Annotated in this window: 23 protein-coding genes; 7 read left to right on the top strand and 16 right to left on the bottom strand. The window is 47.5% G+C overall.

From position 1 onward, the window contains the following. The 13 genes from BZG82_RS13460 to rbsK form a co-directional block, all read right to left on the bottom strand. A partial coding sequence (locus BZG82_RS13460; RefSeq protein WP_131826243.1) for a hypothetical protein occupies positions 1-1747 on the bottom strand: 1747 nt, incomplete at its 3' end. A 38-nt stretch (positions 1748-1785) separates the two neighbouring features. After that, positions 1786-3024: a glycosyltransferase family 4 protein gene (locus BZG82_RS13465; RefSeq protein WP_077766055.1), complete on the bottom strand. Its 1239-nt coding sequence runs from the start codon at positions 3022-3024 to the stop codon at positions 1786-1788. Beyond that, positions 3021-4826: a capsular polysaccharide export protein, LipB/KpsS family gene (locus BZG82_RS13470; RefSeq protein WP_077481611.1), complete on the bottom strand. Its 1806-nt coding sequence runs from the start codon at positions 4824-4826 to the stop codon at positions 3021-3023. The genes BZG82_RS13465 and BZG82_RS13470 overlap by 4 nt, the downstream gene beginning before the upstream one ends. A 9-nt stretch (positions 4827-4835) precedes the next feature. Beyond that, positions 4836-5921 (bottom strand): chain-length determining protein, encoded by a 1086-nt coding sequence (locus tag BZG82_RS13475; protein WP_077662140.1) that lies wholly within the window; start codon positions 5919-5921, stop codon positions 4836-4838. Beyond that, positions 5918-6562: an ABC transporter ATP-binding protein gene (locus BZG82_RS13480; RefSeq protein ID WP_241828300.1), complete on the bottom strand. Its 645-nt coding sequence runs from the start codon at positions 6560-6562 to the stop codon at positions 5918-5920. The genes BZG82_RS13475 and BZG82_RS13480 overlap by 4 nt, the downstream gene beginning before the upstream one ends. Positions 6563-6576: 14 nt before the next feature. Continuing rightward, the gene (locus tag BZG82_RS13485; RefSeq protein WP_077481617.1) at positions 6577-7368 is read right to left on the bottom strand and encodes an ABC transporter permease; all 792 of its coding nucleotides are present in this window, start codon (positions 7366-7368) and stop codon (positions 6577-6579) included. Next, positions 7368-9059, bottom strand: a complete 1692-nt coding sequence (locus BZG82_RS13490) for a polysaccharide biosynthesis/export family protein (protein WP_077766056.1) — start codon at positions 9057-9059, stop codon at positions 7368-7370. Before BZG82_RS13490 ends, BZG82_RS13485 begins: the two co-directional genes overlap by 1 nt. 130 nt (positions 9060-9189) lie before the next feature. Beyond that, positions 9190-9555, bottom strand: a complete 366-nt coding sequence (locus BZG82_RS13495) for a hypothetical protein (RefSeq protein WP_077766057.1) — start codon at positions 9553-9555, stop codon at positions 9190-9192. Positions 9556-10292: 737 nt separating this feature from the next. After that, a complete protein-coding gene (gene rfbC / locus BZG82_RS13500) occupies positions 10293-10856 on the bottom strand; it encodes a dTDP-4-dehydrorhamnose 3,5-epimerase (RefSeq protein WP_077766058.1) in 564 nt (187 codons plus the stop codon). After that, positions 10843-11742 carry a dTDP-4-dehydrorhamnose reductase gene (rfbD, locus tag BZG82_RS13505; RefSeq protein ID WP_077766059.1) on the bottom strand — a complete coding sequence of 300 codons (900 nt, stop codon included), beginning with the start codon at positions 11740-11742 and terminating at the stop codon, positions 10843-10845. Before rfbD ends, rfbC begins: the two co-directional genes overlap by 14 nt. Continuing rightward, entirely contained in the window at positions 11730-12629 is a 900-nt protein-coding gene (gene rfbA / locus BZG82_RS13510) for a glucose-1-phosphate thymidylyltransferase RfbA (RefSeq protein ID WP_077482055.1), read from the bottom strand. Before rfbA ends, rfbD begins: the two co-directional genes overlap by 13 nt. Positions 12630-12708: 79 nt before the next feature. Beyond that, complete coding sequence (gene rfbB / locus BZG82_RS13515; protein WP_077482057.1) at positions 12709-13779, bottom strand: dTDP-glucose 4,6-dehydratase; 1071 nt, start codon at positions 13777-13779, stop codon at positions 12709-12711. Between the two features lie 182 nt (positions 13780-13961). After that, the gene (rbsK, locus tag BZG82_RS13520) at positions 13962-14891 is read right to left on the bottom strand and encodes a ribokinase (RefSeq protein ID WP_077766060.1); all 930 of its coding nucleotides are present in this window, start codon (positions 14889-14891) and stop codon (positions 13962-13964) included. 279 nt (positions 14892-15170) lie between these two features. Between rbsK and BZG82_RS13525 the strand changes: the two genes are divergently transcribed. From BZG82_RS13525 to wecA, 7 genes are all read left to right on the top strand, one after another. Further along, the gene (locus tag BZG82_RS13525) at positions 15171-16520 is read left to right on the top strand and encodes an O-antigen ligase family protein (protein ID WP_131826244.1); all 1350 of its coding nucleotides are present in this window, start codon (positions 15171-15173) and stop codon (positions 16518-16520) included. A gap of 149 nt (positions 16521-16669) precedes the next feature. Further along, entirely contained in the window at positions 16670-17683 is a 1014-nt protein-coding gene (gene galE, locus BZG82_RS13530) for a UDP-glucose 4-epimerase GalE (protein WP_077766062.1), read from the top strand. A 276-nt stretch (positions 17684-17959) separates the two neighbouring features. Further along, a complete protein-coding gene (locus BZG82_RS13535; protein ID WP_077482003.1) occupies positions 17960-18274 on the top strand; it encodes a hypothetical protein in 315 nt (104 codons plus the stop codon). A 148-nt stretch (positions 18275-18422) separates the two neighbouring features. Then, the gene (locus tag BZG82_RS13540) at positions 18423-19046 is read left to right on the top strand and encodes a YjbF family lipoprotein (RefSeq protein WP_158074977.1); all 624 of its coding nucleotides are present in this window, start codon (positions 18423-18425) and stop codon (positions 19044-19046) included. Beyond that, positions 19036-19779, top strand: coding sequence for a capsule biosynthesis GfcC family protein (locus BZG82_RS13545; protein ID WP_077481745.1), 744 nt, complete (start codon positions 19036-19038; stop codon positions 19777-19779). The genes BZG82_RS13540 and BZG82_RS13545 overlap by 11 nt, the downstream gene beginning before the upstream one ends. Further along, entirely contained in the window at positions 19779-21962 is a 2184-nt protein-coding gene (locus tag BZG82_RS13550) for a YjbH domain-containing protein (RefSeq protein WP_077481743.1), read from the top strand. Before BZG82_RS13545 ends, BZG82_RS13550 begins: the two co-directional genes overlap by 1 nt. 55 nt (positions 21963-22017) lie before the next feature. Next, positions 22018-23124, top strand: a complete 1107-nt coding sequence (wecA, locus tag BZG82_RS13555; protein WP_077662151.1) for a UDP-N-acetylglucosamine--undecaprenyl-phosphate N-acetylglucosaminephosphotransferase — start codon at positions 22018-22020, stop codon at positions 23122-23124. A 15-nt stretch (positions 23125-23139) separates the two neighbouring features. Here wecA and pssE read toward each other — a convergent pair whose 3' ends face one another. From pssE to BZG82_RS13570, 3 genes are all read right to left on the bottom strand, one after another. After that, entirely contained in the window at positions 23140-23592 is a 453-nt protein-coding gene (pssE, locus tag BZG82_RS13560; protein WP_077766063.1) for a PssE/Cps14G family polysaccharide biosynthesis glycosyltransferase, read from the bottom strand. Further along, positions 23593-24063, bottom strand: a complete 471-nt coding sequence (gene pssD / locus BZG82_RS13565; RefSeq protein WP_077766064.1) for a PssD/Cps14F family polysaccharide biosynthesis glycosyltransferase — start codon at positions 24061-24063, stop codon at positions 23593-23595. It abuts the gene before it with no gap. Then, positions 24056-24751 (bottom strand): glycosyltransferase family 4 protein (locus BZG82_RS13570; RefSeq protein WP_131826245.1); only part of this gene is annotated, 696 nt, incomplete at its 5' end. The genes pssD and BZG82_RS13570, both read right to left, overlap by 8 nt.

Below are 24751 nucleotides of genomic sequence, written 5' to 3' on the forward strand. Positions count from 1 at the left end.
CTTCTCTATTACCAAATTTAATAAAGTGTATAAGCGGATTTAATCCACTCTCTGCCACATCGGGATAGGTTTTTAAATACCAACGTGTATCAAAGTCAGGACTAGGGTTGCGCCCCTCTTGCGCACCAAAGCGCAGGTAGTGATCAATGGGATCTAAGCCTTGCTGTTCAACATCAGGGTATTGATTTAGATACCACTCTTTATCAAAAAAGCTTGAGAGTTCGATTAGTAGCTTTTGTTGCGCGAGTTTTTCGGCCCGTTTACGTTTTGGCGTTTGACGGAATTTACGCACTGGTACAGTGACTTTCCACAATGCCGAGTTGTGATGTGCAGTGAGCTCTTTTTCAAGCAGTGTTTTGCTGGCCAGCGCTTGAGCAAGCTCTAATTTCGTTAAGCGCACGCGTTTCGATAGGCTCGCTATTTTGGCATTGTTTGCTTTTAGCTGTTGTGCTTGCTGGGTTAACTGCTCTTGCTGCTGACTTACTTGCTCATCAAGAGCGCTTTTTTCGTTGTAGAGAGCTTCTAAGGCTTCTTGAACACGATGAAGCTCAGCAATAATCATGCTGTTTTCTTCTGTCAGCGTGTGGTTATATTGTGTTAGCTCATCAATCTTATGGTGTTTTTTCTGCTCTAATGCCGTGAGTTTGTTTTGGCTTGCGGTATAGTCCGCGTTGAGTTGCGCGTATTGCTTGTTGTGTTGCGCAATAGTCTGCTCAAGCTCGGCGGAGCGTTTAGTTAAGCGTTGCTGCTGCGCCAACGCCTCATCTAAAGATTGTTTCGTATTATGTAGCTCGGTGACAAGTGCTTGGTTTTCCTGCTTTAACGCGGTTGTATCACTTTCCGCGTTTTCTAGGCGCTTAATGCTTGCTTGGTGTTGCTCTTCGGTTTGCTGATTTTGTAGCAGTGTGGACTCTAACGTCTCTTGCGTGCGATGCAACTCCGTTAAAAGCAGATCGTTTTCTTGGGTTAAATGTTGTATTTGGCGTTCACTGTCTTTGCAACGCGCTTCCCAACTTTGCTTTTGTTGTTGCAATCCGTCCAGTTGTTCGTTGTGGTTATCCCGCTCGGTCTCATGTGCTTGCTTTAGAGCATCTAGTTTTTCTTGGTAGTCACGCTGTTGCTTATTGGCATACCGTAGTTGCTCAACCGCTTGCTGGCTTTGCTGGGCTAAACCCGTCATATCGAAAGGTAACGTGGGGTAAGTATCACCCATTGGCAAGGTCACACTAAACAGCAGCTGTTCGAGTTGCGCAAGCTCAGGGTGCTGGGTGACATAATACGCCGCGAAAATGTCATATTCATCTTGTTGTGTGCGCGGTGCCATACTAGATGCGTCTGACCATTCAATGCCCAAGGAGCACAACCACCCCTGCCACGCCTCAATATAAAAGGTCGCGTGAGTATGGCTAACCAGATTAACCTTGTGTTGGTGGTTTGGCAGCCATGCAAGCAGGGTTTTGGTAACGTGCATCCATTCGGCTAACGTTGTGTTAATGGCAGTTTCGTCACCACCATTGCGCAATGCATCGGCTAAGGTCGATTTTGCATCCCAAACGTGTAGCACTACGTCGTCAAAGGCCTGCAAGTTTTGGTCAATATCCGTTAGCGTGCAAGGGGTGGCAATAATCACTGCCTCACTGTTGCCCATGCTACTTGTGCACGTTTGCACAACCGGAAACGGGCTGGTTTGCTGACTCAGCCACGCCTGCCACTGTGCACTCTTTATGGTGCTAGCAATGACTTTCATTTTTCTCTCCATTTCACCTAACCACTGGTTTAAATTGATTAATCGGTATATTCGGCGCTTTCTGTTTTACGTCTTTCTTTCGCGACATTGGGTATGCGATTGGTCGTCACGTCTGCCACCTGCTTCGGAGGCAATACCACGGTTGCTAACCCAATCCGTTGCATCATGTGTTGATTGATTTTTTTTACATCGTAACGCTGTAACGCTAATTGATAGCCCGCCGCTCCGTGTTGAATAATCCACTCAGGGTGGTTGATGTAGGCTTTCATCGCGTTAAATAGCGCCTGCGGATCATGCGGCGGAATTAATAAGCCGTTTTTTTGGTGTACTACGGTTTCTTTGCACCCAGGGCCACTGGTTGTGATCACCGCCCGGCCCATCGCCATTGCCTCTTGGGTGCTTCGGGGCACGCCTTCTCGGTAGTAAGACGGTAAAACAAACACAGAGGATTTTTTTAGTGGAATACGCACATCATCGACTTTACCGGTGTAGTGAATAATTCCTTCATGCACTTTTTGTTTTAACAGCTCCGGGGATACCGCATCGCGCCCTTGATCGGGCGCACCTACCACCCAGCATTCAGCTCGATAACCGGCTTCTTTTAAGGCTTGTGCGGCCTGCAAGTAGTACCAAATGCCTTTTTCATTGAGCAAGCGGCCAATAAATACAAAACGCACAGGTGCGGTCACCGGCGCTTGAAATTGGTAATGGTTCAGGTTTAAGCCGATCCCATTTATCAAATGCACTTGGCCGGTACGGATGTGCTTTTTGTCTATCAGGTCGCGCTTGTCGTCTGGGTTGAGTAAAAAAAGATGATGGCTAAAACGTAACGCACAGCGATAAAGAAACACTTGAACGTTCTGCAATATTTTTTGCTTTTTACTGAACCCGTTAGGTGGTGGCGTAAAGGGTCGCCCTAATCCTTCAATCTTAGCCACACGCAGTGGAATACCGGCTAAGGTTGCCGCCAACGTGCCATAAATAACCGGCTTAGCGAAATAACAAAACGATACGTCAATACGATACTGCTTAAATAATGTATACAGTTGATGCACCGTTTTAATATCTTGGTAAGGGTTAATCCCTAAACGGCTCAGCGAATAACGAATTGGCGTGGCGCCCAGCTCAAGGATACGTAGTTGCTGGGTAAAGGTCATTTCACTAACAAAGGCATACACGATGTGCCCAGCGGCAACCATGTCTTTTATTAGCTCACCACGAAACCCGACTAAACTTTCCGCCAAGGTGCCGACGATGGCAATGGTTTTTTGTGTCATTTCACCCCTGCGAGTTGACGGGCGGTTTTGGCGACTAAGCCAGTTATTTTCTGGCTAAACCGTTGGCGTTGTTGTTTTTGTTTTGCCAGCAATTCCACCGCCTCAAATGCGGTGATGTAGTAGCCCGAATAAGGATGGATATAAAGCGGATACCAAATATACGCGGCATAGATCAGCTCATCCAACGTGCGCTGCACATTGCGCCGCGCTACCGAACACTGATCGTCGGTCACGCCCCAGCCCGCATAAAAAGGCAGGCCATGACAAATCACGTGCTTGTCGCGGATCAGTGCTTCAAACCCAGCTAACGAACTCATCACATGTACGGCATCGACATGCGGGTAAAGATGCTCAATGCCCACATGGGCTTCTATTTGATCACACCACTGTTGGGCGCGTTGTTCGTTCTCGCCTGCTTTTCGTGCGCCTGCAATAACATCTGGATGCGGTTTATAAATAATGTATGCGTCTGGATATTGTTGGCGCACCTGTTGAAGAAGGGCCATATTGGTGCGCACATAGGGAGAGCCCAACGCAAGTGACGCATCAGATTCCACTTGGCCAACCACCAAATGTATTGGTTTTTGTGTGGTAGGCCGGTCCCAGGTCGCACCACCCGTGTTGTATTTGGTGAGTGATTGCGCCACCAATAGCTGTTTCAGGGCGCGCCCTTGTTGGCGTTCATATTCGCTAAATTCATGATTAGCAAGGTAATGTTCAAGCTCTGAGGGCTGCGTGGCATCGAAATAGATCCCCATTTTATCCACCACCCAAGAAATGGGCTTGGCAAACAGCGCCCCTAACCCAACCGAACGAATAAAGCCATCTTCAACACGCAAGACCGACCGCGCCCCATAGGTGCGTTGACGGCTTCCCCAAATAAGCGGAGTTTCGTGACGTTGAATCGTGTCAGGTGCTGCATTGTGATGCATAAAACGCAACCGACTGCCTTGAAAAAAAGCACGAAAGCTTGGTCGCCAGTATGGGTTAACACCACAGGCCACTAAATGGCTGGGCGTGCGTCGCCGACCAGCCATTTGCACCGCCAACCACGAAATAGCAGCCAACGGTGTGATGTTTTTAAGCGTGTCAGGGTGTTGAACACATACATCGCTGTGCAGCCATGTGGCCAACAATAACTGTTGTATTTGTGCCGATGACCAGTGTTTTACATACCCAAGCGCGCATCCGGTTTGATGCATAACGGTGGCGAGCAGTGATTGTGCCGTTCCTGGCAAAGTGACAAAGGGCACACCATACATAGCGGCTTCAACCAGTAGCTCACCTCGCCCGCTGATCACGCATTTTGCATTAGCAACCCAGTGAATGGGCCGACTCTCAGTATTCAGTTGTTGCCACAAAAATAGGGGCTGTTGTTGACGTGCATGCGCCAAAACCTGCATGACACGACGAGGAACATGGGATTGTCTATGTAACTGTTGGTCAACCAGCACAAACCAAATATGGGCGTTGTATTGCCGCGCATACTGTGCCGCTTTCTGGATCGCCGCTTGGTTTACATCATCAGGCTCGAGAACCATCAGCACATAGCTCCGCGGATCGCTAGGCGGTTGTGCGGTTGAATGTGCGTGATCCAATCCAAGCACACTGAGTTGATGGCGCGTTACACTGTCTAGCCATTGCTGATGGCTTTTTGTCCATCCCTGTTCAGCCCTTGGCTCGGCATGATTTAACTCAATGCTCAACAAGGCTTGAGGTTTTGCCGCTTTTGGCGTGAATCGGTGTATAAATGGCGCGGGAGATATTGGCCAAATCAGTTTATCCCTCTGAGTTTTTGCCATGTTACGCCATCAGTCTCGATGATCTCGGATGATACTGCGGCCAAGATGGACAACAGCGAAGAAGAACAAACTCATCAGGCTCCACACCACCCAGTTATGAAAACGACGAGGCTCAGTCGAGTATTCCGGTAAGCTCGGGTATTGCAGCACAGACACTTGCTTCAATTTACGCGCCGTTTCAACCCGTGTGGTCTCCAGCGCGGTCAGCGCATTTGAATACAATTCGAGTGCGAATTTAGCCTGCATTTCTAGGGTTTGATACTCGGCAGTTACACGGTTAAGCGCGTGATCTTTATTTTGCGTCAGCAATCGCTTTTCTTGCTGCACTTGCGTTTCTAAAGCATCAATTTCACTTTTAAGCCGCTGCATTTCTGGCGAACGCGCAGTTTGAAAACTGCTCAGCGCTTGTCGCTTTGATTGTGTAATTGCCAATTGCCCTTTTAATTCAGCAATGATCTTCAAGGTTTCTTCAACCGTCGCTTTGGGCGAAATAAGGTTATGTTGGTTTTGATAGGCCAGTAGTTTTTCACGCGCTTGATGCAAACGCTCCGACATGTTTTTTACTTGTTTTTCAATAAAGTTCAGTTGCTCTTGCGCTAAGCGACGCCCCATTGCATTCATATGCTTTTCACCTTCATTCAGTAAGGTTTTAGCAATGCGCTGCGCCATTTCGGGCGTATACGCTTCAACGCGAATACGCAATACCTTGGTGTAGTCGTCAAATTCAATGTTGATTCGCTTGCGTAGGTATTGATGGAACATTTCCAACGGAACATCGGCACTGGATAAACGCGCAATAAAATCGATGTTGTCTTGCGCGTAATGATGGCGAAGATCGAGATCCTTTTGGAGTTTGATCGTCATATCTACCGATTCAAGGTGCTCTTTTAATAGCAACAAATCACCGGCCCCTGATGTGCCCGAAAGCAATGATGAAACACTGAAACCTGTAGGGATAATTTCTGGGCTTTTTAATACTACATTGGCTTGCGAAACGTAGCGATCGGTGGCGAGTAAGCCGTAATAAATACCGGCAGCGACAATAATGCCCAAGCATAAAAACCACTGTAAATGCTTACGAAGAACTACTTTCATTTTTTAATACTCTTATGATAATCGTGTATGGCATCTTCTAGGTCGTCATACCAAATCGCTTTACCTTCATGAACCCAAAGCCCTGCTTGGCAGAGATCTTTTAAGATTCCTTCGCTGTGCGACACCATAATAATGCTGGCTTGACCAATGCGGTCTTTAAAGGCTTTAGTGGCCTTTTGCTTAAAGCTTTTGTCCCCGACTGCGGTGGCTTCGTCTGACAAATACACATCAAAATCAAAGGCGAGTGATAAACCAAAAGACAAGCGACTTTTCATCCCGCTTGAGTAGGTGCGAATGGGCTTATCAAACGCGGCACCAATTTCGGAGAAGTCTTGAACAAATTGAATAATGCGTTGAATTTTGCTTTCATCACCATGAATACGCGCGACAAATTTTACGTTCTGGCGCCCAGTCATATTGCGCTGAAAGCCGCCACTTAAGCCAATTGGCCAAGAAACACTGCATTTTCGCTCGATGGTGCCTTGGTCGGGCATATCCATGCCGGAGAGTAATCGCAACAAGGTGGATTTACCGGCCCCGTTCTTGCCTACCACGCCCACACTTACCCCCTGCGGAATGGTAAAATTCACGTCTTTTAATACCCAATTGCTACCAAAGGGGCCGTGGTAGCGCTTAGACATGTTTTTAACTTCTATCATGCTGACATTAATCTTGATTTAAACCGCACATGCAGCATTAGTCCCAACAGGCTCGCCACCAGCGCGCATTGCACGGGGTAGAGTAAACTGACGCCACTGAGCATGTAGTAGCCATGAAAGTAAGCATGGCGGAGCAATTCCAATACATGCACTAGCGGGTTATACATCAACACTTCGCGCAATTCATGAGGCAGAGCCTTGAGAGGAAACATAGCGCCCGACAACATATAAAGCGGAAACATCAGTAACTTAACGATTTTCTCGACCTCTTCCGCAATGGTCGCCACCACAGATAGCACTAGGCCAAAACTGAGCCCTAGCCACCACGCCAACACCCACATTGCGATAACAATCAAGGGTTCATCGGGGCCGCGATAGCCGCCGAAAAACATCAATGACACCACAATGAGGCTTAGCACCACACTGCGAATGGTGAATTCCAGAAATGCGCGGACAATAACAGGGTCAAGGGGGTGTACTTGGCGATAAGCAAACAGGGAGCTATTGGCGCGTATCGCTCCCATGGAGCGCATCATGGCATCGCGAAAAACCATGAAGGTGATAATGCCGATGATCAGCCAAGGGATAAATTCCGCCCCTTGAATGTACTTTATTCGCCCCATCAGTTGCCGCACCCCAATAAAGATCATGAGGTGAAGGATGGGCTCGAGTAAAATCCAGCTCCATCCGAACCGGTCCGCGCTCATGCGTGCCATGGCTTCGCGCATAAACAGTGCATGCCAAACGTGTTTGCAGACTTTTAATGGATGCCGAGGTTGATAACTCATTACAAGTCCATGATCACTTTGGCGGATACCGCAATTTGATAGAGGATTTGGGTCAGGGTTGACGCTAATTGCAGGTTTTTGGTTGCCGCTTTCGGGAGCACAAGAATTTGGTCTCCGGCTTGCACCGCAAAGTCTTTAGCCGACACCACTTCACCATTCTGACGCACGATTAGAATGTTGTCTTCATTGGCATGCTGGCTAAAGCCACCCGATGCTTCAATATAATCAATCGCGGTTTTACCCGGGGTAAAGACGATTGATTGCGGTACAAAGACTTCACCGGTGATCAGCACAGTACTGCTGCGCTCAGGTAGCCGGATTACATCACCATCTTGTAAGCGAATATCGGTCAGTTTGCCTTGGTTGGTTACTACCATGGTGCCATCCGGCTCGACTTGAGAGGCTTTTTGAACAAACTGGCTGATCAGTTCCGCTTCTCGTACACGAATTGCTGATTCTTCTGCGGTTGAAGAAGACGCACCTAGGTAAGTCGCCTCAAGGCGGCGCAAGCTCTCATCCAACGCTTTTTTCTGGCGTTCGGCGACGCTGACGCGGGACAGTGAAATTTGTTGATAATTCGTTTCTTGCGGGTCAACGGGCACACTGGTTAACAGTTCCGCCAGCGTGGTATTTTTGGGCAATACAAAATTAGATTGCCCTGTAAACGCACCTTCTAATTTAACGACGATTTGTTGATCTTTGCTGTCGCCAACAAAGACCAGTTCATCGCCGTCCGCAACGTCGACATGAGTGAAATCTTGCAAGGATAAGTAGTGCGCAATCCACTCTTTGTTACGTGTACCCCGTTGCAATACATGAGTAACGGCAGGATCCAATTGCGTGAGTGCTAGGATCTCCTCTCCTTGAGTATTGCTATCTTTCAGTTCAAAACGGAATGTGCGACCGATATCTCCTTTCACTACGACGGTCGGCTTTCGCTTTGTCACTAATAAGGTGTCGCCTTGTTGCAACTGAGGGTGAGTGAGCTCCCCTTCTAGCATGTATTGATACAGATCTAATTGACTGATGACTTTGCCATCGCGCAACAGCGAAATCTCTCGATAGCTACCTAGCTGATCATCAATACCGCCGGCTTGATCCAGAAACATTAACGCTGAATCGCTTGGTACGCCTGAATATCGGCCAGGGTTTTCAACAAAACCTGCGACAAATACTGAGATAGGCTGTACGCCTTGCAAGTTAGTGTATACGCGAACTTTATCTGAATAGGTTTTGCGTATCGCGGCTGACACTACGGTATTTAAACGGCTGTTGGGGATCCCTTTAACATTCACTGGGCCAATTGAGGGAATAAAAATGTTGCCTTGTGCATCAACCGGTAAGGTACGCTCCATTTCAAAGGCGCCCCAGGTTTTTATCGTGACCTGATCGCCGGGCAAAATACGGTAATTGGGATTAAGCCCGTCCGAGCGTAGGCCACGAAAACCGCCTTGGAAGAGCGAGTAACCAAAGGGATGAATATCAGCGTCATCGCGAGTTGTTTGCTGATTCTGCACGGGGCCGTAATTCGATGATTGCCAATTCGCTTTGACTGTGTCGTCAGAGGCGTTTGCGGTACTGGATACGCCTTGTGCTTGCTTGGCGGCGGCCATGAGCTCACTGCGTGAAGCGCTTTGTGCGGCTGTTGTAACCGTAAACGCAATTAGAAAAATAGTGATTAGTCTTTTCATTCTTGTTGGTTCTCTGGAAATCAAAGTTAGGTGCTACAACCCACTCTTGTTAGGCCTGTTAAGGAAGCCCTAGTGCTTGGCGACACGGGGCTTATCGCGAGGTGTAAATCGACGCGCGAGGCGATAAGCGCTAGTTACGAAACGCTCGCACAATGCCCCAACCTTGGGGGTATTCACAAAGGTTGTACTGCGAGGTTTGCGTGGATTTCAGAGACGAGGCGACGTGACGCATGGCGAAACACGTCGTGCCAATTGCGGAAAAGTAGCGTTGCTCAATAAGAAAGGATTGCTCGCCTGTTTGAAGAGACAGCGAGACTGTATCGCCAACATTCATTTGGCTACCCAATTTGGTATCACTGTGCTGAATATACTCAATGGTGTGATTGGGCATGCCAGACACCACACTGTAGCTATCTGCTTGCGACGTGGGGTAAGACGAGCAGCCTGCGAGCACGAGCAGCCCACAAGGTAGAATAAGTTTACACAGAACATTCATAGCCAAAACCTTACTGATCAACACCTTTAAGTTGTTGAGTTCCATTTTAATTTTTATTCGAATTTAATTTTAAATGCGGAATTTTTACGTGACGTCTAACTTCTTAATCAAAGCAAAAAAAGCATAACTATTCACTAGGCTGCTAGCAAAACAGACACGCTACCGCCCATTGATGTTAGCGCTTGATCACACTGCGCAGACAAAAACCAGCTTATTCACAAGGTTAAACGCACAAAAATACYGAAACGATTTTGTAACTTTTACGATATGGTCTACTTTATCGTTTGCAGTGTTGAATTTTGCAGGCTGGTATACTACGCAAACTGAATAAATCATCAATATTGACGGAATGTTTTTATTGTACTAGGAGCGCTGTTTGCTGTTTTTTTGGACAAAGAATTAGTTTTGTATGAAAACATGCTCAAAAGATGCAAAAAATTAAGAGAAGGAAAAACAGTAAGATACGAACTTACTGTGATATGGTCCCAAAAAATCATTTACAGAACGGCGTTCTGAATAGATGGGGAGGGAGAGCCCAGGGGCCTAGGTCCTAGGTCCTAGGGAAAGATGAAGGAATACGGAATACGGAATACGGAATACGGAATACGGAATACGGAAAAAGCCTATCGTGCCGGTGCCGATGGGTAAAGGTCCTAGATCCTAGGATTCTAGGGGCGGCTTTTCTGCTCTTCTCCGTACTCCGTAATCGAAGCGCTCCGTATTCCCATTCACGAATGCTAAAGACTAAAAAGTAGGCCCTGATTACGCAGTTCGGCGAGGGTTTTCCCTACCTTATCTTTTTCAGAAAGGAGGGGAGCAACCGTTAATGGCCACTGAATGCCGAGCTCGGGGTCGTCCCACTGCAAGGTCACCTCAGCTGCTGGATTGTAGAAATCCGTGCATTTGTAGACAAACTCGGCTTCCTCACTCGTCACATAAAAGCCATGAGCGAACCCCTCGGGTATCCAAAGCTGGCGCTTATTCTCTGCAGAGAGGTATACCCCCACCCACTGCCCACAGGTGGAGGAGCCTTGGCGTAAATCAACTGCCACATCAAACACTTCACCGCTCACAACCCGTACGAGCTTGCCTTGCGTATTTTGCGTTTGGTAATGCAAGCCACGCAAAATACCTTGCGCAGATTTAGAGTGGTTGTCTTGCACAAAAGAGGTTGGCTTACCTGTGACTTGCTCATCAAAGCGTTTTTGATTCCAAGTTTCCATGAAAAAGCCTCGTTCGTCGCCAAATACAGACGGCTCGATAATTTTAATATCGGGAATTGCGGTATTAATTACTTGCATCAGATTCGTCCTGATAATCGCTGAGGTTGGTCAGTGCACATTGCCAATCACTGGGCGGAATTGAGAATTGGGCCATTATTTGCGTGGTATCTAAACGCGAATTCGCCGGTCTTTTAGCTGGGGTGGGATACTCAGCTGTTGAAATAGGCGTCACTGTCGGCACAGTTTTTAGGATGCCTTGTTGGTACGCGCAAGCAAAAACCGCAGACGCAAATTCATACCAACTTACATGCGGGTAGCCGGTAAAATGATACAGGCCATAGCGGGGATTATCATCTTCTTCAAGGTGTTGCGCGATACGAATCAGGGCACTTGCGATATCACCTGCGTAAGTCGGCCCACCCAACTGATCATTGACGACATTTAACGTGTTTCTTTGCGACGCTAAGCGCAGCATAGTTTTAACGAAGTTGCCACCCTGCTCACCAAACACCCACGCCGTGCGCAAAATAATGTGCTTAGAGCACGCTCGCTGTACCGCCAGCTCTCCGGCTAGCTTGCTTGCACCATATACACTGTTTGGGTCGGTTTGGTCAGTCTCTCTATATGGCGCTTCATTGCAACCCGAGAACACGTAATCGGTTGATAAATGCAGTAATGTAGCTTGGTGCTGCTCAGCAGCTTCTGCCAAGTATTTGGGCCCATCTCGGTTCACGGCATAGGCTTTCTCGACATCACTTTCAGCGTTATCCACAGCGGTGTAAGCTGCTGCATTGATGATCACACTCGGCTTGAATGCGTTGACCTTTTTTATCACCGCTTGACGATCAGTAATGTCGAGATCATCTTTCGTGCACGCCAGCATGGTGATCTGTTTTTTTGCGGTGAGCTGTTTAACAAGACAATGACCCACTTGGCCTTGACTACCGGTTATTAAGATGCGCATTCAGGATGTCCTTTAACTGTCGATTCCTTCACCAGTTTTGCTAGATACTGCCCATAATCGTTCTTCATCATCGGCTCAGCTAAGGCCCTCAGCTGTTCGTCTGTTAGCCACCCTTGTCGCCATGCGATTTCTTCCAAACAGGCGACTTTGAGCCCTTGCACATTTTCAATGGTTTGTACAAAAGAAGATGCTTCATGCAAGCTTTCATGGGTGCCAGTATCTAGCCATGCAAATCCACGCCCTAGAAGCTCGACTTTGAGTGTCTCATCATGCAAATACATTTCATTAATCGCGGTGATCTCAAGCTCTCCACGGGCTGAAGGTTTGACCTGCTTTGCCATCTCAACCACTCGGTTATCATAAAAGTACAACCCAGTGACCGCGTACTGAGACTTAGGCTTAGACGGTTTTTCTTCGATGGAGATGGCATTCATTTCATCGTCAAACTCAACCACGCCAAAGCGCTCAGGATCTTTGACCTGATAACCAAAGACAGTCGCGCCAGACTCTCGTGCCGCAGCACGTTTAAGCGTGCTTGAAAACGACTGACCATAAAAAATGTTATCGCCCAGTACCAAACATACACTGTCATCACCGATAAACTGCTCGCCAATGATAAAGGCCTGCGCCAAGCCATCTGGACTAGGCTGAACGGCGTACTCAAGACGAACCCCAAAGTCAGAACCATCACCGAGAAGACGCTTAAAACTCGCGTTATCTTCTGGCGTGGTAATGATTAAAATGTCTCGAATGCCCGCTAGCATCAACGTTGACAGCGGGTAGAACACCATTGGCTTGTCATAAATGGGTAGGAGCTGTTTAGAAACGCCACGTGTGAGTGGATATAACCGTGTACCCGACCCACCAGCAAGGATAATTCCTTTCATAAAAATACGTCCTAGGTTCTTGCGCCTAGGCCCAAGAGAACACTCGAGCCAAGGAGTCACTATTTGATAATACTTGAGGCTAGTTTGTACCCAAGCGCTCTCGTGAGTAGGAGCCATCAAGCACTCGCTGCCACCATTCACGGTTGGCCAAGTACCATTCCACCGTTTTTCGAATCCCTGACTCAAAGGTTTCTTCTGGTCGCCAACCCAGATCCTTTTCAATCTTGGAAGCATCAATTGCATAGCGACGATCGTGACCGGGTCGGTCTTGAACATATGTAATTAGCGAAGCGTGCTGCGTGCCGGTCGAATAGCCTCGCTGATCCATCGGTGCGAGTTCGTCCATGATGGTGCAAATTGTTTTCACGACATCGATATTTTTCTTTTCGTTGTGACCGCCGATATTGTAGGTTTCGCCCACCGCCCCTTCAGTGACAACGCGGTATAACGCACGCGCGTGATCATCGACAAACAGCCAATCGCGAATTTGCGTTCCATCGCCATATACGGGTAGCGCTTTACCTTCTAACGCGTTCAGGATCACCAGAGGGATCAGTTTTTCAGGAAAGTGATAGGGGCCGTAGTTGTTCGAGCAGTTGGTGATAATGGTCGGTAACTCGTAAGTGCGTTGCCAAGCACGTACTAAATGGTCACTGGACGCTTTTGAGGCAGAATACGGGCTTGAGGGAGCGTACGGCGTTGATTCCGTAAAAAGCGCATCTGTATGATGTAAATCGCCATACACCTCATCCGTGGAGATATGATGAAAGCGAAAAGCTGTTTTTTTCTCATCGCTGAGCGTATTCCAATAGCGCCGGCTGACCTCCAGCAAGGTGTAGGTGCCAACAATATTGGTCTCAATAAACGCAGCAGGACCATCAATTGAGCGATCGACATGCGACTCAGCCGCTAGGTGCATAATGGCATCAGGCTGGTGAGTATCAAATACTCGCTCAAGTGATGCTTTGTCACATATATCAATTTGCTCAAACGTGTAGCGGTTACTTTTATCAACATCCACTAGCGACTCTAAGTTGCCCGCGTAGGTTAATTTATCAACATTGATGACCGAGTCTGTTGTCTGATTGATGATATGCCGAATCACTGCAGAGCCAATAAAACCCGCTCCTCCTGTCACTAGAATCTTCATTTTTGTCCTTTATTGATATATCGGCGCCGTAAGTACGCAATACTAAAGATGATTCAATTATCTTATAGGAAATGAAGGCCATGCAAGGCACCGAGAGAAAAGTCGAGATAGGAAACAAGATATTCGTGTGATCACTAAGGGTTGAGGGAGTTTGGTATGCTCAACCCTTTTGAAACATAATGTTATTGGTGCGCTAACGCCAAAAACGCCTCAACCTCTGCACGAGAAGGAATCGAGGTTTGTGCGCCACGCTTTGTCACGGATAATGCCGCCGCGGCATGCGCAAAGCGGATTGCCTGATAAAGTGTCTGTCCCTCTATTAATCCTGTCACCAATGCGCCATTAAAGGTATCACCCGCGGCTGTGGTATCGACGGCATCGACTCGGAACCCAGGAATAAGCTGGCCCGCCTGTTCGCCTTTTTCACTCAGCCACACGCCTTGTTTGCCGAGGGTGATCAGTACAGTCCCTACCCCTTTTTCATGGAGCACGTCCGAGGCCGCTTGAGCACTGGCGGTGTCTGTTACCGCGATACCCGTCAGGCTTTGGGCTTCCGTTTCATTCGGGGTGATAATATCGACCGCGGCAAGAAGCGCGTCGCTCAGCGGTACGGCAGGGGCGGGATTAAGCACCACCTGTGTCTTTGCCGCTTTGGCATGAAACGCCGCCTTTTCAATGCCGCACATCGGTGTTTCTAACTGCATCAGTAAATAGTCAGCGTCGGCGATTTTAGTGAGATCATCGCTGATAGTCTCCGCTGTCAGATTGGCATTGGCTTCTGCCGAAAGCGCAATACTGTTCTCACCTTGATCAGTCACTTGGATCATCGCAATCCCGGTCGGCGTATCAGGCTGTACCTTTATCGCACTGACATCCATCCCCTCTTGCGCATAAGACTGACGAATCTGCTGGCCAAAGGCGTCGTCACCCACACTGGCAATAAAGGCAACATCGGCACCACAACGCACCGCCGCGACCGCTTGATTCGCCCCTTTGCCGCCAGCTATCACCGTATAATCTCGACCGTGTAATGTCTCTCCGGGACGCGGAAAACTAGAGACACGTAAAACATGATCAGCATTGACGCTGCCAAGAACAACCAATCGGCTCATTACTCTTCCTTACCGTTTTTAATCAGGTGTGTGCGCAATTAATTCACCCAGTGATGTCACTATTTATATTTTTATGACATGTATATAGACAGGGTGTCTAACCACACTTGCAATGCGTGTTGTATGGTATCAAAAACGACGATAGAAAGGCTTTTCATCATACCAATTAAGTGCAACACTCAAGCCAACAGAAAAACAGCTAGCTGTCATACGATACCCAAACCACTTGGAGTGGCAGGTAAGCGGTGAGAGCCCCATAAGCATAGGCCAGCAATGTGATTGGGAAGGGAACGCACGCAACCAGTACCGCTGTCGCTTCAAGCAGGAGAGAGTGACCACAATTTTAATTTTCAGCGTATGCGCATAACAGGAGAACACGCATTGCCGTACTTTTCTCGACAAACACTCATTAATTTTTTGTGTTTCGCTTACTTTGCGACACTGCTTGCCACACCAGATTCATATAAGTACATCGCGATTTTATTGGCCCTTACCGCCTTAGTCCTACTACCAAGGACTTATCGATTCCTTAAAAGCCCGCCTGCTCTACTCGTGACGGCGTCTTTTATGTTGTACTTTTTGGTTACTCTGGCGTTCGCAGTACCAAGTGGACAGTACGAGCAGCTCGATATGCCGAGCCGTGTTTTATTGGCCGTAATAATTTTTGCGTGCTTACTGAGGTATCCACCCTCGCTCAAGGCCGTTTTATATGGCTGCAGCATTGGAGCTTCTGTGGTTGGGATTATTGCCCTCTATCAACATTACGGAATGGGGATCCGTGCACTGTCTAGCGGTGGATTCATGTCCATTCAAGTCGCTGGCATGGCGGCAAGCTTAAGTGTGTTTAGCATTTTTGCTTATATTTTTGGCTGCCAGCGCTCGTTGCCTGTTTTAAAAAAAATCGCCTTTGTCGGTATCACCTTGGGATTTGTGGCGACATTGCTCAGTGGCGGCCGTGGCGCATGGGTTGTGACACCATTCGTGGCGCTATGGGCGGTCATTTATTATCGAAACACCTTTAACCGTCGCGATTATATGGCGATGGCAGCAAGCGTCACTCTGATTGTAGTTACCGCTATCGTGCCCGCCTTGCATCGAGCAGGCTTGGTCTTTTCCGATCTCGATCAATATCAAACTGTAAAAAGTGTTGAGCTGGCTACCGAGCAAGCACCTGAAATGAAACCCAAAATAAAAACATCTTCGGGAACTCGTGTAGAATTGTGGCGAACTGCATGGCTGTTGTGGACAGATAACCCATTGACAGGAACCGGTTACGATCGATTTACCGAGAAAAAACAGGATTTGGTTGACCAACGTATTGTTGACCCAGTCGTTATGCTATTTAGCCGCGCACACAACCAGTTGCTAGAAGAGTTGCAAATAAAAGGGATAATTGGCGGTTTAGCTCTGGTATTTTTACTCATAGCCCCTTGGGTGGCTACGAAAAAAATACAATGTAAACCTCATTCTGATCAAGGTTTTGCCTGCGTTGTTTTACGTTGTCACATTGTGCTAATTGCCGGATACATGCTCACCCAGCACTATATTAATCACCATTCAGGGATTCTATTTTTCACACTCGGCGTGGTGATCTTTGCAAGCATGGCATTGAGACTAGAAAGGTCCTAGGGCGAATAATACGGAATACAGAGCACAAAGAGCAAGAGCGCCGATGCGGGTGCGAGGCGGCTTTTACCGGCTCTTCCTATTTACTCCCGTGTTCCGTATTCTGTAAATATTACTGAATCAATACCGATAAAAAATTAGGCAACATCACCATGAATGTACTCGTCACCGGTGGCACGGGATATATTGGCAGCCATACCTGTATTCAACTTATCCAACAAGGTTACTCACCTGTTGTGGTCGATAACCTTTGTAATAGCAAAAAAGTCGTGCTTGATAGGATTGAGCAAGTGTCCGGCGTTCGCCCTATTTTTATCCAAGGGGATATACGCGACGATGCTTTCTTAAAGTCTGTGTTTGATGAATACACCATCGACAGCGTGATCCATTTTGCAGGGCTAAAAGCGGTCGGCGAGTCGGTTGAAAAGCCACTCAAATACTACGACAACAATGTGTCTGGCACCTTACGTCTGGTGCAAGCCATGGAAGCTGCGAATGTTAAATCGCTTATTTTTAGCTCTTCGGCTACCGTTTATGGCGACCCTGCGTCAGTGCCGATTAAAGAGAACTTTCCCACCTCAGCGACCAATCCCTATGGGCGCAGCAAATTAATGGTGGAAGAATGCCTCCGGGATTTTCAACACGCAAACCCGGATTGGAGTATCACTCTGTTACGTTACTTTAATCCTGTTGGCGCGCACACATCGGGACTGCTCGGAGAGGATCCACGTGGTACGCCGAATAATCTGCTGCCTTTTGTTGCTCAAGTGGCAGTGGGACGACGCCAAAAGCTGGGGATATTTGGTAACGATTATCCCACCCCCGATGGTACTGGCGTACGCGACTATATTCATGTGGTTGATCTTGCTGATGGCCATTTAGCGGCACTAGAAAAAATGGCCCATCAACCCGGCACCCACATTTTTAATCTCGGCACTGGCCAAGGTAAGAGCGTGTTAGACATGGTATATGCGTTTGAGCGTGTTGCCGAGCGCCCCATTCCCTATGAATTCAAACCGCGACGCGCGGGTGATGTTGCCGAATGCTATGCTGACCCAACTTATGCTGAGGCTATATTGGGCTGGAAGGCCAAGAGAGGGCTTAATAGCATGGTTGAGGACACGTGGCGCTGGCAGTCGAATAACCCGGATGGATATGGGGACTAGAGACTAGAAAGATTCTAGGGCCTAGGATCCTAGGTCCTAGGTCCTAGGGCCTAGGGCCTAGGGCCTAGGGAACAGAATACCGATGACAGAGTACAGAAAGAGCAAGAGCGCCGATGCGGTTGCGAGGCGGATCTCCCTGCTTTACCGCACATTTAAGATGAAATATCTGTGATGTATACGGTATTTATTTTACTTCTCGGTGTTTAGCTATTAGAGTTTACTAGTGTCTGCGTTTGCAGACGTTTTTGTATTAATGCAAAAATCATGGAGAGACAAATGAAGAAAATTGCAACAGGCTTGATTGCTATGCTGTTCGCTGCAAGCACAATGGCCGCAACCGAGGCGGCACCGGGTGCTGCAAGCGGTAGTGGTGCGAGCGCAGGTGCCGGTGCGAGCGCGGGTGCCGGTGCGAGCGCAGGTGCTGGCGCTGCGGGCGCAGGTGCGGCGGGTGCTGCAGCTGCCGGCGGTGTTGCAGCTGGTACCGTTGCTGCCGGTGTTGCGGCGGCGGCTGCCGTAGGTGCTGCTGTCGCAGCTGCGAGTAATGATGACAACGATGCGTCAAACTCTACCTCATTAAGCGCTGGACAGTAATCGCTGAGGTTCGAAACGGTGGCTATAGGTAAACCTATAGCCATTTTTCTATCACCGCCACGCCGCCCAACCACCACTTATGACCAAATCCAACCATGTACTCTTGATAGGCTGCATCGTTCTGCTTTCTGCTGGATGCACACAACGAATGCAAGATCTCGGTGATTCGTTTAAATTTGCCTATAATGGCTTCCCCGATGCCGAGAAAAGTTGGGAAGAAATTAACGCTCTCCCCTACGCAAGTCTTTACGCTCAGCTCGACAACGGGCCGCAAGGATTTATGGTGTTAGCATTCGCTGAGCCAAGCCAACATACCAGTCCTAACCTCAAATGGTTATCAGCCAAACACGAAATGATCGTGACCCGCAGTGGCCGAATTGTAAAAACAGTAAACTTCGCCGATGGTAACTTAACGGCAACCCAAACGGACACGCCTGACCCGCTTAGTGTTGGCCTTACAACCATTACTATGCCGCATACATGGTCACGAAAGATTGATTGGCAGCCGGGCAACCACAGTGGCTACCTAGCCAAGTCGACATTTAATCATGTTGGTGCACAAACAATTTTGGTGAATGGTACGCGAGTTGAGACAGCGCATTATCGAGAGCTAGTGTCCCTTCCCTCACTTGATGTTCAATGGACCAATGACTATTGGGTGAATAATAGCAATGGTAACGTGATTAAATCCTATCAGCATCTCGCACCACATTTGCCTGCTGTAACCTTGACCCATTTAAAGCCCTACCAAGGGAGCGACCATGAAGAGTAACTGCTTACTAACACATGGGCTCGTGGCTGTTTTACTACTAATAGCGATGCCTTTACAAGCCGCGACGATAACAGCTAACCAAGATACACATCTCTCGTTTTCTCAGCCTCCCCGCCTTTCAGAGGCAGTATTAGCCGCGGCCCAAAGCCAGCAGCGGGTATTGGACGACGTGTATTGGCCTGCTGCGGGGCTCTATCGCAAAGATAGCCAAAACGCGGATCGTATTGCTGATTTGCAACCCGTGCGTCATCAAATCACCGTGAATACAGGTAAGACTCAACAGCAGTGGAAACGCCTATATCGTACGCTCACACAGTTAACGGTTGCCGAGCGGATTAACCGGAATATTGATCCCGATTTTACGCGCATTACACCCGCCGCGAATCCGCTATTAAACGGCACATGGCACCTACAATTGCCTCATCGTCCGACAACCATTATGGTATTGGGCGACGTAAAGCAGCCTGGAGAGTATGCCTTTACTGAGCGACAATCAGTACGTCGCTATCTTGAGCAAGCCGGTGCGGAAACAACCGGCATTTCCCAGGCGCTGATTATCATGCCATCCGGAGAGCGCAGCCATGTTCCTATTGCCTACTGGAATGAACGGCATCAAGATCTGTTACCCGGTTCGATCATTTATCTTCCCCTCCCCGAAAAAGCGATTGATGGCTTTGCGGTTGATACAAATGAACACGTGCTTACGTATCTGCAAAATAGGTTAATTCGATAATGCGACTGATAACTCCTTCATCACATGCCTTGTGGCTCAGCACGTTCTTATTAACAACAAGTTACGCAGTATCAGCGGACAGTTTCGATTACCCCGATCTCATCTATTCACAAACCGATTTTGGTGGTGTAGGCCTGATACAAATGCCCACCGCACGCTCAGCGCCAGAAGGTGAATTCACCTTAGGCAGCACCTACAACGAAGACTATGTGCACTTTAATACCTCGCTGCAGTTATTCCCTTGGTTAGAAACGACTATCCGATACACCCAGGTGCACGACTTACTTTACAGCGATGACCCCAGTTTTAGCGGCGACACTAAATATACTGATAAGAGTATCGATGCCAAATTGCGCCTGTGGCAAGAAAGTTACTGGTTGCCAGAGCTTGCAGTCGGTCTGAGAGACATTGGGGGCACAGGGTTATTTGATGGTGAGTATCTCGTGGGTTCTAAACGTGTCGGCCCATTTGATTTCTCACTCGGTATTGGTTGGGGCTATTTAGGAAACCGTGCAAATTTAACGGGCGATAAACAGAAGTCCGTTGACTGCGGCCGTGACACGGCATTTTCTGGTAGAGGCGGCAGTGTAGATATTGATCGTATGTTTACTGGCTGTACGGCACTGTTCGGCGGTATCGAATATCAGACACCTTACGCGCCACTGAGCCTAAAGCTGGAGTACGACGGTAATGATTACCAAGCTGACTTCATTAGTACCCAAACCGGCATCCCCATGCAAGTTGATAGTCCGTGGAACCTTGGTGCCGTATACCGCTTCGGTGATTGGGGTGCAGCACGCCTGTCCTATGAGCGGGGTGAAGTATTCACTGCCGGGCTCAGCTTGAACACCAACTTCAATCAGGTGGACACTTTTTGGATAGATAATGATGACCCAGCCTACCGACCTGCTAGCGCAACAGAAGATTTAACGGCAGACCAATGGCAACGATTAAGCACGCAACTTGCCAATGTGGCGGGGTATAAAGACAATCGCGTGCATTTTGACGGTGATACAGTCACGGTTGCCGGTGAACAAACAAAGTATCGCGACCAAGATATTGCACAAACACGTGCAGCCACATTGATCGCAAACACCGGGATTCAAGCGACTCAGTACCGCATTGTTCAACAGGCCCAACGCCAACCGATGACTGAAACCGTCATCGATGCAGAAACTTACGCGGCTGTCGCTACTCACGCTTATGTCGAGGCAAAACCTGATGATGCACGCACGCACACGCTGCCTCGCGCCATCTCCGGAGAATTAAAAGCGGCCCACCAAGATGATTTTGATATGGGGCTCGCCCCGGTGTTTATCCAATCTTTTGGCGGCTCAGAAGGCTTTTATATGTATTCGTTAGGTGTATCAGGTCGCGCCGCTGCTCGCCTTGGCGATCATTTTATCGCCTCGTCGAGCGTGTACGTCAACATAGCTGATACCTACGATAAATTTAAATACACAGTACCGCCTGATGGTACCGACTTGAAACGGGTACGCACACTTAATCGTCAATATCTTGAGGATACAGTCCGAGTCACTAATGCGCAGCTAACCTACCTCGACCATTGGGGAGATAATTGGTACAGCCAAGCTTATGGCGGTTATTTGGAAACCATGTTCGCGGGCGTAGGCGGCGAAGTGCTGTACCGACCCATGAATAGCGCATTTGCTCTGGGTGTGGACATCAATTATGTTAAGCAAAGAGAGCCGGGATCAGCCTTTGGCCTATTTAAAAACGAATATCAACCTAGCAAAAACGAAGAACGCCCCTTTAGAGTTCAAACCGGCACAACCACGGGGCATGCGACACTTTACTGGCAAAACCCACTAGGGCTGTTCGATGGTACACTGGCTAAAATCAGCGCTGGGCGCTATCTAACCGACGACGTAGGGGTAACGTTAGATGTCGCAAAGCAGTTTGATAGCGGTATTATGGTCGGCGCTTATGCGAGTAAAACCGATTTATCAGCAGAAGAATTTGGTGAGGGGAGTTTTACCAAAGGATTTTATGTTTCTATCCCGTTTGATCTGCTTTCAGTCAAACCGACAACATCTCGTGGTATTATCGCGTGGCAGCCGCTTCAACGGGATGGCGGACAAAAATTAGGCAGAAAATATACGCTTTATCAATTAACTGATGATCGTGCGCCTTGGTTTGCACGTCCCGCGACTAACGACTAGAGTTTGATGCAGGACATAACAAAAAAACGTGCTCACTCATAGCAAGGAAGACACAGTGATTATCTCATTTGTCGATTTGGCTTTACTCTTGTTTTTCTCAGCGGCTTCTTTATTTGTGCTGCGAAAAGTGGCAAGACGCATCGATCTTGTTGATAAGCCAGATAAAAGGAAACACCATGCAGGTGCCGTCCCACTTGTGGGCGGATTGGCAGTGTGTCTATCTCTGGTTTATTTTTTGCTCAACAATCCAGAAGTCATACCTCATAGTGGTCTATATGCCACATGTATTCTGATCCTCGTCACTATCGGTGTCTTGGACGACAAGTTCGATATCGACTTTAAACTTCGGTTTGCTATCCAAGCCGCACTCGCAATCGCCATGATGGTGTTGGGCGGTATTGAGCTAAACCGCCTTGGCAATATCTTCGCGACTGGCGATGTTCGCCTAGACACACTTGGCTATGTGCTGACCGTAATGGCAGTGATTGGAGCCATTAATGCATTCAATATGGTAGATGGTATTGATGGCTTGCTGGGTGGGTTAGCGACGGTCACCTTTGTTAGCTTAGGCATTTTACTTTACTTAAATGGCCATACCTCACTCGCCTATTTATGTTTGGTGCTCACGGTGATTATGGCACCCTATTTAATGTTTAATTTAGGATTACTTGGTCGAGAAAGAAAAGTGTTTATGGGTGATGCGGGGAGTATGCTGATCGGCTTTACTGTCATTTGGTTTTTACTGCTTGCCAGCCAACACCCAACCAGTGCTGCAATACGTCCTGTTACCGGGTTGTGGTTGATTGCCCTACCCTTGATGGACATGACAGCAATCATGTTTAGGCGCATAAAACGCGGAGACTCCCCTTTTAAGCCTGACCGTGAGCATCTACATCATATTTTCCAACGCGTAGGGCTCTCATCACGTCAAACATTAGGTGCTATTTGTTTGCTCGCTACAGGGTTTGCGTGTATCGGTATTATTGGAGAACTGCTACAGATCCATGAAACTATCATGTTCATTGGCTTTTTGGGGTGCTTTACCCTCTACTGTTTATTACTGCGACATATATGGCGAGTGACGTGCTTTATTCGAGAAAAGTTGGGAAAAGGTGAACTTGAGACAGCAGAGAATCCTCGTATCCTAGGGCCGAGATCGTAATGAGATATGAATTATTTAGGTAAGTAAATTACGTATGATACTATGCCCAAAAAACTTTTCACGATGATACGGAGAAAAATCCATAGATACAGCCTGAAAAATACAGTGTTTGAGTGTTTTCAAATCTAGACATGCGATGGCAAATTTATTTTCATGCACATACTTAGCCAGCTCTAATTGGTGCTTATCAGCCCTCCGCAAGTTTGGAACAACAACCAGCTTCTTACTACTCTCTAACATCGAGTATACCGAGCCTGCTCCTGCATGTGTTACTACAACGTCTGCTTGCTCTATGTAAGGCTGTAAATTATCACAGAAACTAAACGCTCGAATATTGTGTGTGTTATAACATGACTCTTCTGAAACCTGAGCAATAATACTGACGTTGCTATCTTGCTCGAATGACTGATCAATCTCAGCAATTAGTTCATCGAATGCTGTTGTACCGACGGTAACTAGTATCTTCATTTATAATCGACCCACATATTTCCCATATGGAATTTTATTCTTAAGCTCTATATTTTGTATGAAAATATGCTTTGTAAAATACTTCATCACTCGCGTTGTCCAAGAAGGTGAATGAAACTTTGACCATGTTTCAAAGTGAATAATTGAACAACCTGTCAATTTGGCTGCTACCCCCGCAAAAATGGCGACTCCTGGCCCGAAAGATACTAGAGTTGAAATATCGTTTTTCCTTAAAAAGCGATAAGATTTAACTACATTTGAGTAAAATTTTAGCGGCGAAACTAATCTACCAGTATATTTATTCCGCAAGGGCTCAAGAACTAAACATTGTTCACTCCAATTTGGAGCCTTCCCTTCATCCGTAATGGCAAAAAAATTGATGTCACCGTCAATAGCAAACTCTCGATAAAATCGTGTCGCTTGCGCTCTATGCCCACCACAACCGAAAACAATAGCAATATTCTTATACATTCCGGCTACCTAATCGACATTTTAACTGCATATAAAGCTCTTTAATCACTCGGTCTGATTCATATTTTTTAGCTATCTTCGATGCTAGCTGAGATAAACACTCGTACTCATCTTTACTCGCTCCCGCCGCCTTAAGTAACGATGCCTTTAGGCCCTCTATACTGCCGGGCTCAAAGGAATACTCACACATATCCGACACAATATAGTCATGAGTAGCTCCAATACGCGATGATAAGACAGGTGTGCCACACATCATAGCCTCAATAGGGATTAAGCCTAAACTTTCTCTTAGTTTAGAAGGGAAAACAAGAAAGCTGATTGTGTTATATACATCTACTAGCTCATTCTGACTCATCCCTTCAATAAACGTGACTCCAACCATTGAATTTACTATTTCCCTCAACTCAGACACGTAACTTCCGCTACCAACTATTAAGAGACTATAGTTATAGTTTAGATCCTTCACTAACTGAAACGCTTCAATTAGATCATCAATTCCTTTGTTTTTTTCTATCCTTCCAACATAACCAAAAGTGTACCTTTTTACACTATCTATTTGAGAGTGAAACACCCCTGAATCAACGCCTCCCGATGGACTCACTACAATTTTATCTTTGGGCACTTTATAGTGACTGACCAAAATATCTTTGAAATAGTTAGACGGTGAAACCACGACGCTAGATAAATT

The sequence above is a fragment of the Salinivibrio sp. PR5 genome (assembly GCF_001996085.1).
GTDB classification, from domain to species: Bacteria; Pseudomonadota; Gammaproteobacteria; order Enterobacterales; family Vibrionaceae; genus Salinivibrio; species Salinivibrio proteolyticus.